This is a genomic window from Hyphomonas sp. UBA3195 (genome assembly GCF_002366485.1).
Taxonomy (GTDB): domain Bacteria; phylum Pseudomonadota; class Alphaproteobacteria; order Caulobacterales; family Hyphomonadaceae; genus Hyphomonas.
The window spans coordinates 1-13,708 of the sequence record NZ_DEXB01000022.1; the positions used below are offsets into that span (position 1 = coordinate 1).

The window sequence follows — 13,708 nt, forward strand, 5'->3', positions numbered from 1 at the left end:
TCAGCCAGAACCCGCATTTCGCGAAATCGGCGCTGGCCCGCTACACGGCCTGGGATTTCATTTCCCTCATGGCCGCCCACGGCCTGACCTATACCGAAAAGCACAAGGGCCAGCTTTTCTGTGACCAGAAATCCGGCGCCATCATCCAGATGCTGCTGGACGAATGCGACAAGGGCGACGCGGAGATCCGCCTCTCCACAGAAGTTTCTGGCGTGACCCATACGGATGGACGGTTCACGGTCGAGACCAGCAGCGGCGCGGCCAGCGCAGAGCGGCTCATCGTGGCCACAGGCGGGCTTTCCATTCCCAAAATGGGCGCGACCGGCCTGGCCTATGACATCGCCCGCCAGTTCGGGCATGACATCGTGGAAACGCGGCCCGGCCTTGTCCCCTTCACCTTTTCGGGTGAGCTGGGCGAAAAATTCGCCTCGATCTCCGGCGTCGCTACCCCCGTGCTCGCCAGCGTCCCCGGCGCGCGCTTTGATGAAGACCTGCTCTTCACCCATCGCGGCCTCTCGGGCCCTGCAGCGCTCCAAACCTCCTCTTACTGGCATCAGGGCGACCCCCTGTCCCTCAGCCTGCTGACGAAGGCAGATCTGGGCGATGCCCTGCGCGCCGCCAAGCAGGCTGCGCCGAAACAGACGCTCGCCAAGGCATTGGAAGCCCACTTCCCTGCCCGCCTCGCCGACCTGATCGCAGATCTCGGCCCGATCGCACAAGATGCCCGGCTGGCCGACCTCTCCCACGTCGCCATCGACGAATTCGCAGCCTTCCTCAAGGATTGGCGCGTGACCCCAATGGGCACGGAAGGCTATCGCACCGCCGAAGTCACCGTGGGCGGTATCGCCACTGACGGCCTGGACCAGAAGACGATGGAAAGCCGCCATGTTCCGGGCTTGCATTTCATTGGAGAATGCGTGGACGTTACCGGCTGGCTGGGTGGCTATAATTTCCAATGGGCCTGGGCCAGTGCACACGCCGCCGCAATGCTGTGATCAAGGAGTCCAGCGCGGCCGTGTCAAATAGCCATCGCGCTTGCGCTGGGAGACCAGGTCTGGATGGTCCATCAAGATGGGATCACCACCTGTTTCCGTATCAATGGCCCGCATCGCCTCGGCCAGACGCTGATGGAACAAGGCGTCTGTCTCAACCCGCAAGGGGAATGGATGGTCCAAAATCAGCGAATTGTTCGGGTTCGTATTGATTTCGTAGACCTCGACCTTTCCCTTCACCAGCGTGAAATCCGCCCGTCCGAAGGAAATGCCTGCTGCCTTGAAATGCCCGGCAATCCCCGCAGCATGGCGGTTTTCCTTCACCGCCTGCATCTCGTCGAGATAGTGCGCCTCACTCGCCACACCTTCCTTGCCATACTTGGCGTGCCAGTTTTCATCGTGGACGGACATTCCGGTTATGACTTCATCGCCCACGCAATACGCGGCAAGCTTGCGGAACAAGCCATCCTCAATAGGCTCGGCGCAATATTCCACAAACATCAGATCTGACAGGCAAAGCCCCGATCTGACGAGTTCGTCGAGCGCAGACCGAGCCTCTTCCGGTGTCGTCAGCAATTCGGTCTGCGTACCGCGATGCGCCGCGCGTGTGCGCAGGAATACCGGATACCGATCCGGCAAGCCATCCATCTCCGCGTCCCATACCGAAAAGCTGTTCAGGCCTTCGCCCTGGAGTTTCTTGAGCATGGGCAACCGGGTGCGCGCGCTGGCCGGATCATTCAGCGCCCTTGCATTGTTGGCCGTGAGGCAGCGATAGGCTTTGGCGGCCAGTTCGCGCGTCCAGAAATCAATGCGGTCAAAATCGGTGAAGACGTAGGTGGCGCGAGGCAAGGACTTCTTGCGAAGCAATTGGTTGTACGACATCAGATCGATCTTCGGCATGCCGGGAACGTCGCGCAGCTCGCGCACAGCGTATTTGTGCGATCCGGATGTGATAAAGCAGATCAATTATTCGTCCCCGTCTGTCAGATTTCAGATCGCGTCTTCGACGCTGTCATGATGGTTTCGGAACCAGGTCATCCCCTCCCGGATTTCCCTGACTTGCCGCGCTCCAATCAAAAACATGAGCGCACCATAGGCCACAATACCAGTCGCAACCATTGCAGCAATGATGGCGACATCGAACCATTCACTCGGCAGGAATTTCTGGACTGTCCACACCGCGCCGACCATGCCGATCGCGCTGAGCAGTGCCTGCCAGCCAACGGTCAGCTGGTGCAGCGCCGAGTAGCCTGCGGCTCGCTGCACCAGCAAGGCCGAGAGCGGCCATGTGAGAAAAGTTCGCAGGGCGATCAGCGCCGCAATACCGACAACACCATATGGCATCAGGAACGGCGCCATTGCGCCCAAGAGGACGATACCTATCGAAAGGATCAACAGAGGAGACTTGCTGTCGCCTACACCCCTCAGGATCGCAATATTGAAATTGCCTGTGGCGTCCCGGATCCCCAGAACAAGAAAAATCTGTATCGGCAACACCGCCGCCACCCATTCATCCCCCACGACAAGCGGCACAAGCAAAGGTGCCACCATTGCAAGGCCCAGGGTCGCCGGATAGATGGCTGCTGTCGTCATGGCGAATACACGGTCCAGCAGATCATGCACCGTCTTGCGACTGGACTGCAGACGCGCCACCACGTTCATCGCGATCTCATTGAATGGTCCCATCAACAGTTCCGTCAGCATGCCGGAAACATTGCCAGCCATCGCCAACAGGCCGACCGCGCGTTCGCCGCCGATCATGCTGAGCAGGAAGCGCGGAATGGCATCATCAATATAGCCGAGCAGATAGGTCAGTACGGTATCGCGATTGAACGCAAACAATTCTCGAAAGGCGTCCCGGCTCACGGCAAATCCGGGTCGCCACTTCGCGGCATAGATGATGCCCGCTGCCGAGATCACCGTGCCAACCGCCATACTGAGGACAAGCGCCCAAACGCCGAAGCCGAGAATTGCCAACACAAGTGCCGCGCCGGTTGAGACCACTTCCGAAACCGTCTCGATCAAAACCACTTTATCATTTTCCAGACGCCGCTGGAGCAGTGCTCCAGGCACCCCCTCAACGCTACCCAATACCATGAGCAGGCTGAGCGCAGGCAGGACATCCGCTACGGCGGGAGCGCCGATCAGGTTGGCGAGAGGTTTTGCCAGCAAGGCGATGATGATGGAAAACAGAACCGTCAGACCTGAATTCAACCAGAAGGTCGTATCCAGGTGTGCATCACTGAGGTCTTCTCGTTGCTGCAGGCTTTCGGTCAAAGGCGGGCCAACAAAGATGCCCACCAGGCCAAATATCAGACTGGCGAGCGCCATGATGCCATACGGCTCCGGTCCCAGAATGCGCGCCATGATCGCGAAGCTGACAAGGCCGAAGATCGCCGAGCCCCAGGAATGCGCGAACATCCATACAAGGTTGCGCATGGCCCGGCGTATGATGAAGGAGGCCGTCATGTCAGACGGAAATCGGCAACTTGCCTGACCCATCCATGAAATCAGTCATCGCCTGCAGCACGCTCTTGCCCGTCTCGGTCAAACGTCCCTCGCGCCGGACAATGTCTGCAGAGTCCCGCTGGATGGCTTCGGCTTCCTTCAGGATTTTCCTGAGTCGGCGGCGCTCGAACCAACCGAATTCATCGCCAGCCAGCATGTGCTTCAACACCCAAATCATCCGGGCAGATACAAACGATGCGTGAAAAATACCTTCCAGCGGGCGTTCGGTTCGGCGGATGGGCGACCAGAACAATTCTGAATCCGGATTTTCCACAAGCATTTCATTCTTGCAGGCACCGAACAGGGCCGCATGGCCTTCCTCGTGCGCCAGTGTGACAATCAGATCGGCCACAGACGCCTTACGCTCTGCATTCAGGGCAATTGCACCCCAGAGGCGGAAACAGGTGCCGCCTTCAAACTCGAGCGAGCCTTCCGCCGGCCCCACCAGGACCAACTCCCCCAGCAGTGCATTCATCTCATCGTGCAACTCGGGCAGGTTGTGCTCTATCCAGCCAATTGCCTCTTCCAGCTTCGCGGAGAAGCGGTCGGCTTGCGACGGGTCTGGCCGAGTTACGCCTGCAGCGCCCGTTTCGGGAGCACCCATGAAAGTTTGAATTCGGCGACTGTCAGCGTCTGTATAGTCACGTCCCAGAACAGTGATCTTCGTGCTCCGCGCCACGGGATGTTCCGTTAGAATGCGCTGAATAAGCGCCACACCTGTGTCGGTGTCACCGGCTTGGAGAGCTTCGACAGCGTCGTAGTAGGTTCCGAATACCGCTGATGATACGCGCTGAGCTGGTCCGATTTTCTCGCGCCAGGCTTCAAATGCAGCGGGCAGTGTCGGCGCTTTGTCGCTCAGTTCGCCTGCCAGATATCGAAGGCTGTCATACAGGCCATCATGCATGGCCTGATTGGTCGTGATGGCGTCGCTGGAGTTCGGAATGAAGCGGAACGGCATTTTCAACGAATCTCCCGGCATACGCTGTTTAAGTATGTGCACCGCCTCGCGAGAGGCGGTGCACGTTCGCTAGCGCTGGTATACTACCAAAACTTGAAGAATTTTCTTCCGCCGCGCCGGCGTTTGTTGCGACCTCCCTTGCAGCCGACCATCGTGTCGTTTTTCGCGTCACGAAGGTTGCTGAAGCCGAGGAGCATATCTTTCTTGAGATTCATAAGAGTACTCCCTTGTTTCCCGCCGTCATTGACGGGACTACGCATCTTGCAGATTCCGTGCAACTTTCCAGCAGAATCTCGCTAGGCGCGAAAAAATTAATGAATCAAATAGCCACATTAATGGATGTACATCTGCATGGGACGAATCTCACGAATTCCCGCAGGAATGGGCCCCGTCTCCGCGCTGAGAGAGACCTGACACAGTTCTTGGAAAACTCGTAAAACGCCTGAAATTATGACGTAAATACGCGACTTGGCTCGAAACGCCCGGCGCGGACATCCCCCAAGGCCACAGCTTTTCCGTCGCAAACGGCGATCGCTGCCCGGTCGTCTGGATCGTCAGACGATTCTTCCTTCCATCGTTCAATTATGTGCGGCAATAGAACAATCGTCCGTCCGTGGCGGATGTTTCCTGCTTCCTCGCGTGTGATGTCCACACTTGGCACATTCTCGAGCATGGCATGGATCGGCTGAAGAAACCCCATCAGGGTTTCCATATTCTCAGCTTCCTCAATCATTGCCAGCGGGATCGCCGCAGGGGCGCCGAACTGGCCGACACGTGTGCGCCGCAACTGACTGATATGGCCTTCGCATTCGAGATCAAATGCCAGGTCCCGTGCCATGGCGCGGACATAGAAGCCCTTGCCCGACGTGACATGGATCACGGTATGGTCTGCGTCCGGCATACCAATCACACTGGCCGTGAACACGTCGACTTCGCGCGAGGTAAGTTCGAACTCCTCCCCTTCCCGTGCGAGGTCATAGGCCCGCTGGCCATCTACCTTGATCGCAGAGAATTTCGGCGGCACCTGCTCAATGGTCCCCAGGTAGCCTTTCAGAAGTTCTTCCACCTGTTCCCGCCTTGGTCGCGCTTCGGATGTGGCGGTCACTTCGCCTTCGGCATCCTGACTTTCCGTCGAGATGCCCCAGCGAATGGTAAAGACATATTCCTTCTGGGCATCCATCGCCCACTGCACCGTCTTGGTCGCCTCGCCGAAAGCAATTGGCAGGATACCGTCGGCCAGCGGGTCCAGTGTCCCGCCATGGCCAACTTTTTGAGCATTATACTTCCGCTTCAGGATCGCGACGGCCTGAGTTGATGTGATATCGACAGGTTTGAACAGGTTGAGCCACCCGTTGATCGGGTCGCCTTTGCGCTTTCTTTGACGGGCCAAGTTTCAGAACTCTCTGGTTGCGCCAGCACGCGGTTCGAACGCGGGCGGCGGTGTGTCGGAAAAGGATTAAGGCGCGGCCATACGCAGCCCGCTCATGTGCGTCAAGCCAGTGCGGCCAGCCCTGCGACAATGGAGGTCAGGAAGCGTCGCGGACGATCTCGGGATCATGATCGAACAAGACCTCGGTTTCGGTCTCGGAGGGTCCAGCCGGAACGACCGGCTCTCTTGGCGACGCAATCGTCTTTTGTGGCTCGGTCGGCAAGCTGAGGTCCACAAGATCCAGATCGAGATCAAACTCGCCGCGGATGGCACGCTCACCGGAATCCATCTTGTGACGGACAACGTCCCGAATACGCATCAACACGTCACGATTATTATCCACCAGCGGGATCTGCCGCCCATCCGATGCGCCGATCACGAGCCGGTAATAAGGCTGGCGCGTCTTCATGCGACGCGCGATCAACGCCGCGCGAATGCCAAGGATAAACCCCAGCAACGTCAGCACGCCGCCCACCAACAGCGCGACCATGCTGGAGCCGTTCCCCGGAAACAGGCCGCCCCAGGCGAGCGCCATCAGACCGAAGAACAGATTGATTACGAAGAAGGACGCATAAAGGCTCTGGGTTCGCTTGTTCGCGGGCGTCTCCCATGGCGCAAACTCCTTCGACTCCACGGACATGGTGGCTATGCATTGGATGGCGATCGTGTCTTCGCCCATCTGAAGCGACGCCGCAGAAATCTCTCCCCGGCGAGCCCCTTCCATGTCGAGCGTCTGGCGATCCATCCGTGCGGGCCCCTGATTGCGATCAATCAACGCTCGCAATCTGGTGCAGGCGAGTCAACTTACAACCTGTCCAGAGACAGCGGACCAGATGCTATTCCTGGTCCAGATCGCGTCTCACGCGAGGATCTGCCAGCAAGCGGTCAATCGCGGTCGCCTCATCATAGGATTTGTCGGCAATGAAATGGAGCTGCGGCGTGAATTTCAGCTCGATTTCCCGGCCAAGTTTTCCTCTCAGGAAACTCGCCGCGCGGTTCAGGGCTTCCGCAAGTTTGGTACGCCCCTCTTCGCTGTCATTGCCCAGCGGTGATACAAAAATGTTTGCATGGCGCAGGTCGGGGGAGCAGCGCACTTCTCCGACTGTCACAATGACGCCGACAAGGTCCGGGTCGCGAAAGTCTTCTCGGGCAAGAATGTCCGAGATCGCATGACGCACAAGTTCGCCTGCGCGCAACTGGCGCTGGCTCGGAAGCCCCGGAGAGGATGATTTGCGTGCCATCAGACACCTGCTTTCTGTTTGAGGCGCTCCACGAAATTGCGGCGCGCCTGCTTGTCCTTGTTGAACCATTCGTCGGGAATGATCAGCGCATCTGCGCCTTGTATTTGTACCGATGTGAACCCGCGACTGGATTTGACGGCCGCAACGCTGGTCCAGTCAATTCGGGTTTCGATACCGCCTCGTCGGACTTTCAGATATTCGTCCATCACACTGATTTCGGTTTCCAGAGGCGAGGCTCCAAACACATCGACCGGAGACCGGTATGACCAGCGAATGAAAATGAGATACCAAGAAATCCCGGCAAACGCGGCGACAAGCGCCGACAGGAACCATTGCCAATATGGGCTGAGGCCGGCCATTTCGGTCGCGTTGCGCATCATGACCGACATGCTGGCCGATATGATGGGTGCCGTCACGCCCGCATAATATATTGCGGTCGGCCCGACTGCGCCTCGCCTTGAAAGACGGATCAGGCGCTTCTGGTCTTTTTCACCCAGAAGGCCGGAGATGTGATCAGGCGCAATCATCCGTTCCTGGCTTATTCAAGCGACCTTGCGATTTCCTCAACCTGGAAGCACTCGATCTTGTCGCCGACACGCATGTCGTCGTAGCGCTCGAACGCCATACCGCACTCCATGCCGGAGCTGACCTCAGTCACTTCATCCTTGAAGCGCTTCAGTGTTTTCAGCTTGCCTTCATGGATGACAACATCATCCCGCAGCAGGCGAACTCCACAACCGCGAAGAACCTTGCCTTCGGACACACGGCAACCGGCAACCTTGCCGACTTTGGTGATGTTGAAGACTTCCAGAATTTCGGCATAGCCGATGAAGGTCTCGCGCTTCTCTGGGGCCAGCATGCCCGACAGCGTGGATTTCACATCGTCGATCAGGTCGTAGATCACCGAATAATAGCGGATCTCGACGCCTTCTTTCTCTGCGAGGTCACGCGCCTGCTTGTTTGCTCGCACATTGAACGCAAAGATCGGAGCTTCGGAGGACTGGGCGAGCAGAACATCGCTTTCGGAAATACCGCCGACCGCACCGTGAATGACCCGTGCACGGACTTCGTCGGTCGAAATCTTGTCCAGAGACTGGCTGATCGCTTCGACGGAACCCTGGACGTCACCTTTGACGACCACCGGCAGTTCCGACGTTTCGACAGACCCGTCCTTCAACTTGCTGAGTAGCTGATCGAGCGATGCCCGCGCGGCTGCGCCAGCCTTGCCGGAAACCTGACGCTTCTGGCGTACACGATACTCGGTGACTTCACGGGCACGCGCTTCGGTATCGACCACAACGAACTGGTCACCCGGATCTGGTGCGCCATCCAGGCCGAGCACTTCGACAGGAAGCGACGGACCGGCATCTTTCAATTGCTGGCCACGCTCGTCGACGAGCGCACGGACCTTGCCCCACTGAGCGCCGGCAACAACAATGTCGCCCCGCTTGAGCGTGCCGCGCTTGACCAGAACCGTCGCGACCGGGCCGCGACCCTTGTCGAGTTGGCTTTCGATCACGGTACCGTCCGCAGGACGGGCCGGATTGGCCTTCAATTCCAGAAGTTCAGCCTGGAGCGTGATGGCGTCCGTCAGTTCGTCCAGTCCGGCGCCGGTCAGCGCAGATACTTTCACGGCCTGGGTCGAACCACCCATGCTTTCAACCTGCACATCATGCTGAAGCAAATCGGTCAGCACCTTGTCGGCATTCGCATCCGGAAGGTCGCTCTTGTTGACGGCGACGATGATCGGAACGCCAGCAGCCTTCGCATGATTGATGGATTCAATCGTCTGCGGCATCACCGAGTCATCGGCTGCGACCACAAGAATTGCGATATCGGTTGCGGTCGCGCCGCGGGCACGCATCGCCGTGAAGGCTGCGTGGCCCGGCGTATCCAGGAAGGTGATCTTGTCACCGGATTTCAGCTTCACCTGATAGGCACCGATATGCTGCGTAATGCCGCCAGCTTCGCCTGCCACAACATCTGTCTTGCGCAAGGCATCCAGAAGCGACGTCTTGCCGTGATCGACATGGCCCATGATCGTCACGATCGGCGCGCGCGGCTTCAGGTCTTTCGCATCATCCTCGCCGCCTTCCAGGCCGATCTCGACATCGGCTTCAGACACGCGTTTCACGGTGTGGCCGAATTCCTCGGCGATCAGTTCAGCCGTATCGGCATCGATAATGTCGTTCCCGCGGAGCATTTCACCCTGCTGGATCATGAACTTCACAACGTCACCGACGCGTTCGTTCATGCGTTGGGCAAGGTCCTGCAACGTGATGGTCTCTGGTAGAGTGACCTCAACGGACATCTTTTCGCGCTGGTCATTACCGCCTGTACGGCGCTCACGTTCACGCTCCCGAGCGCGGCGCAGCGAGGCGAGCGAGCGTTGACGATCAGCGTCATCACCGAGCGCAGAAGAAATCGTCAACTTGCCACGGCGACGTTCGCCGCCACCACCGCCACCGCGCGAACCGCGGTTCTGTGAGTCGCGGCTGGCACGATCACGGTCATCACGACCGGACTTGCCGCGCTTGGCACGTGCCGGGCTGTCATCAACGGGTGGGGTCGCCGCTGGCGCGGCTGCATCCGTCTTCCCGCGAGCCTTGGGCGCGCGATCCGCACGTTCCTTCGCGGCGGCTTCCTCGACCTTGCGAGCTTCTTCCTCAGCCTTGCGACGAGCTTCAGCCTCTTCGCGTTCCTTGACTTCCTGGATCTTCTTTTCCTGCTCCGAGCGCAAGCGATCCTGAGCAGCCTTTTGGGTCTGCTCTTCCTTGGCGCGGCTGGCCTCTTCCTGTTTGCGCTCATACAGCGCTTTCTGGCGGGCTTTCAGCTCATTGACCGTGATACCAAGCTTCTTGGCGGTCGCGACGAGGCGAGCTTCGAGGGAGTCTGAAGCCGCTTTCGAAGCATCACCACCTGGCGCAGCAGCCGAACCGCTCGGTCCTACAGACCGGCGCTTCTTGGTTTCAACAACCACCTGCTTGGAGCGGCCATGACTGAAGCTCTGCTTCACCGTGCCGGATGACTTCCGTGCAACAGTGAGCGGCTTGCGTCCGCCCGTATTACCACCAGTGTCTTTCGTATCGCTCATACGTTCTTCATACCACGTTTCTTACCGATCCGCGCCCATGCGCCTCGGCCTTGTTTTCCGCTACCGATCCTGATCCGGGAACCAGTCCAGTTCGGGCCTTGCTCGAAATCCGGCTAGCCGCTGATAAGCAAGCTCTGTCGCCTTCGCAATTGGACCCTTGCGGACGAGACCGTGTATCACACGCTCACGTCCAAAAGCCACGCCCAATTCCTCTGAACTGAGCGCACCGGCCATTTTCACGTTGCTATATAATGCTTTGGCGAGGAAATACACCTTTGAACGGCCATCTTCTGCACCATCAGCGGCTTCCAGAAGCAAGCCAGGCCGCTTCTTCTGCAACGCATCTCGCACCTGGTCAAAGCCAAGCACGATATCCCCTGCTTTCTTCCCCATGCCCAGCAGGCCGGTCAGCCTCTGCAACAGCAAAGTCTCTACAGTGCCAGAAAGTCCTTCCGGGACAATGACCTGTTGCTTGAAGCCGCGCGCAAAGGCGCCCTTCTTCACGGCCGTTTCCAACGTCTCACGGTCCGAATGGACCCAGACGCCACGGCCAGGCAACTTGCCTGAAATATCCGGGGTCACGACATTGTCTGGCGACAGCGCAAATCGCACCATCGCATCCTGCGGAAGCTTTTCCCGGGTTACGGCGCATTGCCGGACGGGGCCCTCCCCGTCCGCAACACGACCTTCAGTAGCGGTTACCCGCGCTTCACTCTTGCGGTGCGGCCTCTTCATCATCACCGCCCTCCGCTGCCAGGGCATCGAGATCAAACTCGAGCTCTTCAAGAGCTTCGTCCACCGCATCCGGTGATGGGTTGTTACCCAGTTCACCAAGTGCCAGGAGCGCACGCTCCTCCTCGGTAAGTTCAGGGGCTTCTTCTTCGGCTTTCTCGGCCAGCATCTGCTCAATGGCGTCCGGCTCGATCCACCCTGCGGCAACCCGTGCGCGCATGATGAACATCTGCGCGTCATCCTTGCGCATCTCGCCCTTCTTCAGAACACCTTCGACCCAGACCGGCTTGCCGTCAGGGCCGGGCTCACGCCAACCGGTGATGTCGTCCGGCACAAGACCCGCCACATCGTCCAGCGTCTGAACACCCTCTTCGCCGAGGCGGACCGCGAAGGAAGGCGTCATACCTTCCAATTCCATCACAGGGTCCTCAACACCGAGTTCCTTGCGCTTGGCATCATTCTCAGCGGCAAGACGGTCAAGGAATTCCCGGGCGCGCTCCTGAAGCTCTTCCGCCACGTCAGCGTCAAAGCCCTCAATCGTGATGAAGTCTTCCGGCGCAACATAGGCGATCTCTTCGACCGTCTCGAAGCCTTCGGACGCCAGCAACTGCGCCAGCGTTTCGTCGGCATCAAGCGCCTTCATGAAGAGGTCGGTACGCTCCTGGAACTCGCGCTGGTAACGCTCGGAATCGGCGCTCTCGGTCACGAGGTCGATCTGCCAGCCGGTGAGCTGGGAAGCGAGACGCACGTTCTGGCCCCGACGGCCAATGGCCAGCGGGAACTGATCATCAGCCACCACGACTTCAACGCGGCGCTCTTCTTCGTCCAGCACCACTTTCGACACTTCGGCCGGCTGCAGGGCGTTCACGATGAAGGTCGCATCGTCATAGTTCCAGGGAATGATGTCGATCTTCTCACCCGACAGTTCGCCGACCACAGCCTGCACACGCGCACCGCGCATACCGACACAGGCCCCGACCGGGTCGATGGAGGAATCATTGGAGATCACGCCGATCTTGGCGCGGCTGCCCGCATCGCGCGAGCAGGCCTTGATCTCGATCACGCCCTCATAAACTTCCGGCACTTCCTGAGCGAACAGCTTGACCATGAAGTCAGGCGCAGAGCGGGACAGGAAGATTTGCGGACCCTTGGTCTCGCGGCTCACCTTGTAGAGATAGGCGCGGACACGGTCATTGGTCTGGAAGTTCTCGCGCGGGATACCGTCATTGCGACGGATAATGCCTTCGGCGCGGCCGAGGTCCACGATGACATGGCCATATTCGACGCGCTTGACGACACCGGAGATGACTTCGCCGACACGGTCCTTGTACTCATTGTACTGGCGCTCGCGTTCGGCATCGCGAACCTTCTGCATGATGACCTGTTTGGCCGTCTGGGCAGCAACACGGCCGAAATCGAAAGGCGGAAGCTCTTCCTTCAGCTCGTCACCTGCCACCAGGTTCTCATCAATCTTCTTGGCCTCGGACAGGCGCAGTTCCTTGGACTCGTCCTCGAACTCCTCGTCCGCCACAACGGTCTGGATGCGCCACAGCGTCTGCTCGCCTGTCACAGAATCGATCTTCGCACGAATGTCGTGCTCCTGGCCGTATTTCGCTTTTGCGGCCTTCTCGATTGCTTCCTGCATGGCCTCGATGACAATCGACTGATCAATTGCCTTCTCTTCGGCGACCGCTTTCGCGATCTGCAGGATTTCCAGCCTGTTGGCTGAAACGCCGATGGTGTTCATGTGACGTCTCCCGTCTCTTCGTTTGTATCGGTGTCTTCGTCCGTCTCGTCGATCTCCAGATCGCCAAGGTCGTCTTCGTCTGGCTGCGGCGGCAGGGTGCCAGCCGCGCGCGCTGCATCAATCAATTCGTCGGTCAGGATCAGGCTGGCGCGGCTCATCTCATGGACATGGGCAACGAGTTCAGTCTCGTCGTCCAGCTCGATATGCGCGCCATCCTCGTCCTCGCCCCGGATCACACCGGAAAACCGCCGACGGCCATCAATCGGCCGGGACAGTTCAATCTTCGCCGCATGGCCAATCCAGCGCCCGAAATCCCCTTCCCGCGTCAGGGGACGGTCGATGCCAGGCGTGGACACTTCCAGCGTGTAGGCCTCGCTGATCGGGTCAGCCTCATCCATCAGGGGCGCGATTGCGCGCGACAAGCTGGCGCAATCCTCGACATTGGTTGGGGCGCCGCCGGCGCGCTCTGCCATGATCTGCAGCTGTGGGCGCCGCCCGCCCTGCACGCGCAGGCGAACGATTTCCATGCCAAGCGTCTCGGCCACGGGCGTGACGAGCGCGAGAATCTGGCGTTCCTGTTCGGTCAGGGCAATCATCGGAGAAAGGGACTATTCCGGTAAAGAAAAGCGGCGGCCCCGTTGCCGGAACCGCCGCCGATATGTTTCGACTTGGGAGTGCATATACTCCCTGCAGTGCGGCCTGTCGAGAGATGGGGTGCGGTAAGCATGGAAAAACGGCGGTCCCGTTGCCGGAACCGCCGCCTTGAACCCAGAAAGGGTAATTCGTGCTTACAGAACCTTCAGGTCCACAGCCGAGGTCTTGCCACGGCGTTCGTCCTTGAAGAGTTCGTAAGATACTGCCTGGTCTTCAGCCAGCGTACGCAGGCCGGAGCGCTCAACGGCCGAAATGTGTACAAAAACGTCCGCGCCGCCCTCATCAGGTTTGATGAAGCCAAAGCCCTTCTGGTCGTTGAACCATTTCACTTTGCCAGTTGCCATTACTTGTAG

14 protein-coding genes are annotated in these 13,708 nt (G+C 59.0%); 1 reads left to right on the forward strand and 13 read right to left on the reverse strand.

Features of this window, described 5'->3' with window-relative positions:
- Nucleotides 1-995, forward strand: a 995-nt coding sequence (locus B2344_RS07710; RefSeq protein WP_290484954.1) for an NAD(P)/FAD-dependent oxidoreductase, incomplete at its 5' end; no start/stop codon positions are given.
- Here B2344_RS07710 and B2344_RS07715 read toward each other — a convergent pair.
- The 13 genes from B2344_RS07715 to B2344_RS07775 all read right to left on the reverse strand — a co-directional run bounded on the left by B2344_RS07715 (nucleotide 996) and on the right by B2344_RS07775 (nucleotide 13,699).
- The gene (locus tag B2344_RS07715; protein WP_206991877.1) at nucleotides 996-1,958 is read right to left on the reverse strand and encodes a hypothetical protein; all 963 of its coding nucleotides are present in this window, start codon (nucleotides 1,956-1,958) and stop codon (nucleotides 996-998) included.
- Nucleotides 1,959-1,982: 24 nt separating this feature from the next.
- The gene (locus B2344_RS07720) at nucleotides 1,983-3,431 is read right to left on the reverse strand and encodes an oligosaccharide flippase family protein (protein WP_290482421.1); all 1,449 of its coding nucleotides are present in this window, start codon (nucleotides 3,429-3,431) and stop codon (nucleotides 1,983-1,985) included.
- A 31-nt stretch (nucleotides 3,432-3,462) separates the two neighbouring features.
- The gene (locus B2344_RS07725) at nucleotides 3,463-4,458 is read right to left on the reverse strand and encodes an aKG-HExxH-type peptide beta-hydroxylase (RefSeq protein WP_290482420.1); all 996 of its coding nucleotides are present in this window, start codon (nucleotides 4,456-4,458) and stop codon (nucleotides 3,463-3,465) included.
- Between the two features lie 83 nt (nucleotides 4,459-4,541).
- Nucleotides 4,542-4,673 carry a hypothetical protein gene (locus B2344_RS07730; RefSeq protein WP_255342031.1) on the reverse strand — a complete coding sequence of 44 codons (132 nt, stop codon included), beginning with the start codon at nucleotides 4,671-4,673 and terminating at the stop codon, nucleotides 4,542-4,544.
- A gap of 233 nt (nucleotides 4,674-4,906) precedes the next feature.
- Nucleotides 4,907-5,848 (reverse strand): tRNA pseudouridine(55) synthase TruB, encoded by a 942-nt coding sequence (gene truB, locus B2344_RS07735; protein ID WP_206991874.1) that lies wholly within the window; start codon nucleotides 5,846-5,848, stop codon nucleotides 4,907-4,909.
- Between the two features lie 136 nt (nucleotides 5,849-5,984).
- Nucleotides 5,985-6,632, reverse strand: a complete 648-nt coding sequence (locus tag B2344_RS07740) for a hypothetical protein (protein WP_206991873.1) — start codon at nucleotides 6,630-6,632, stop codon at nucleotides 5,985-5,987.
- Between the two features lie 91 nt (nucleotides 6,633-6,723).
- Entirely contained in the window at nucleotides 6,724-7,128 is a 405-nt protein-coding gene (gene rbfA, locus B2344_RS07745) for a 30S ribosome-binding factor RbfA (RefSeq protein WP_206991872.1), read from the reverse strand.
- Nucleotides 7,128-7,655, reverse strand: a complete 528-nt coding sequence (locus B2344_RS07750; protein ID WP_206991871.1) for a YcxB family protein — start codon at nucleotides 7,653-7,655, stop codon at nucleotides 7,128-7,130. The genes rbfA and B2344_RS07750 overlap by 1 nt, the downstream gene beginning before the upstream one ends.
- Nucleotides 7,656-7,666: 11 nt before the next feature.
- Nucleotides 7,667-10,222, reverse strand: a complete 2,556-nt coding sequence (gene infB / locus B2344_RS07755; protein ID WP_290480370.1) for a translation initiation factor IF-2 — start codon at nucleotides 10,220-10,222, stop codon at nucleotides 7,667-7,669.
- A 60-nt stretch (nucleotides 10,223-10,282) separates the two neighbouring features.
- On the reverse strand, nucleotides 10,283-10,960 hold the full coding sequence (locus tag B2344_RS07760) for an RNA-binding protein (protein WP_242517437.1): 678 nt from the start codon (nucleotides 10,958-10,960) through the stop codon (nucleotides 10,283-10,285).
- Complete coding sequence (nusA, locus tag B2344_RS07765; protein WP_206991869.1) at nucleotides 10,932-12,701, reverse strand: transcription termination factor NusA; 1,770 nt, start codon at nucleotides 12,699-12,701, stop codon at nucleotides 10,932-10,934. The genes B2344_RS07760 and nusA overlap by 29 nt, the downstream gene beginning before the upstream one ends.
- Nucleotides 12,698-13,297, reverse strand: a complete 600-nt coding sequence (rimP, locus tag B2344_RS07770; RefSeq protein WP_290484955.1) for a ribosome maturation factor RimP — start codon at nucleotides 13,295-13,297, stop codon at nucleotides 12,698-12,700. Before rimP ends, nusA begins: the two co-directional genes overlap by 4 nt.
- A gap of 192 nt (nucleotides 13,298-13,489) precedes the next feature.
- The gene (locus B2344_RS07775) at nucleotides 13,490-13,699 is read right to left on the reverse strand and encodes a cold-shock protein (protein WP_034817395.1); all 210 of its coding nucleotides are present in this window, start codon (nucleotides 13,697-13,699) and stop codon (nucleotides 13,490-13,492) included.
- Nucleotides 13,700-13,708: the final 9 nt, after the last annotated feature.

Coding starts and splice junctions, on each gene's coding strand:
- B2344_RS07720 (WP_290482421.1), bottom strand. CDS start 3,431: ATGCGCAACCTTGTATGGATGTTCGCGCATTCCTGGGGCTCGGCGATC.
- B2344_RS07725 (WP_290482420.1), bottom strand. CDS start 4,458: ATGCCGTTCCGCTTCATTCCGAACTCCAGCGACGCCATCACGACCAAT.
- B2344_RS07730 (WP_255342031.1), bottom strand. CDS start 4,673: ATGAATCTCAAGAAAGATATGCTCCTCGGCTTCAGCAACCTTCGTGAC.
- B2344_RS07740 (WP_206991873.1), bottom strand. CDS start 6,632: ATGGATCGCCAGACGCTCGACATGGAAGGGGCTCGCCGGGGAGAGATT.
- rbfA (WP_206991872.1), bottom strand. CDS start 7,128: ATGGCACGCAAATCATCCTCTCCGGGGCTTCCGAGCCAGCGCCAGTTG.
- B2344_RS07750 (WP_206991871.1), bottom strand. CDS start 7,655: ATGATTGCGCCTGATCACATCTCCGGCCTTCTGGGTGAAAAAGACCAG.
- infB (WP_290480370.1), bottom strand. CDS start 10,222: ATGAGCGATACGAAAGACACTGGTGGTAATACGGGCGGACGCAAGCCG.
- B2344_RS07760 (WP_242517437.1), bottom strand. CDS start 10,960: ATGATGAAGAGGCCGCACCGCAAGAGTGAAGCGCGGGTAACCGCTACT.
- nusA (WP_206991869.1), bottom strand. CDS start 12,701: ATGAACACCATCGGCGTTTCAGCCAACAGGCTGGAAATCCTGCAGATC.
- rimP (WP_290484955.1), bottom strand. CDS start 13,297: ATGATTGCCCTGACCGAACAGGAACGCCAGATTCTCGCGCTCGTCACG.
- B2344_RS07775 (WP_034817395.1), bottom strand. CDS start 13,699: ATGGCAACTGGCAAAGTGAAATGGTTCAACGACCAGAAGGGCTTTGGC.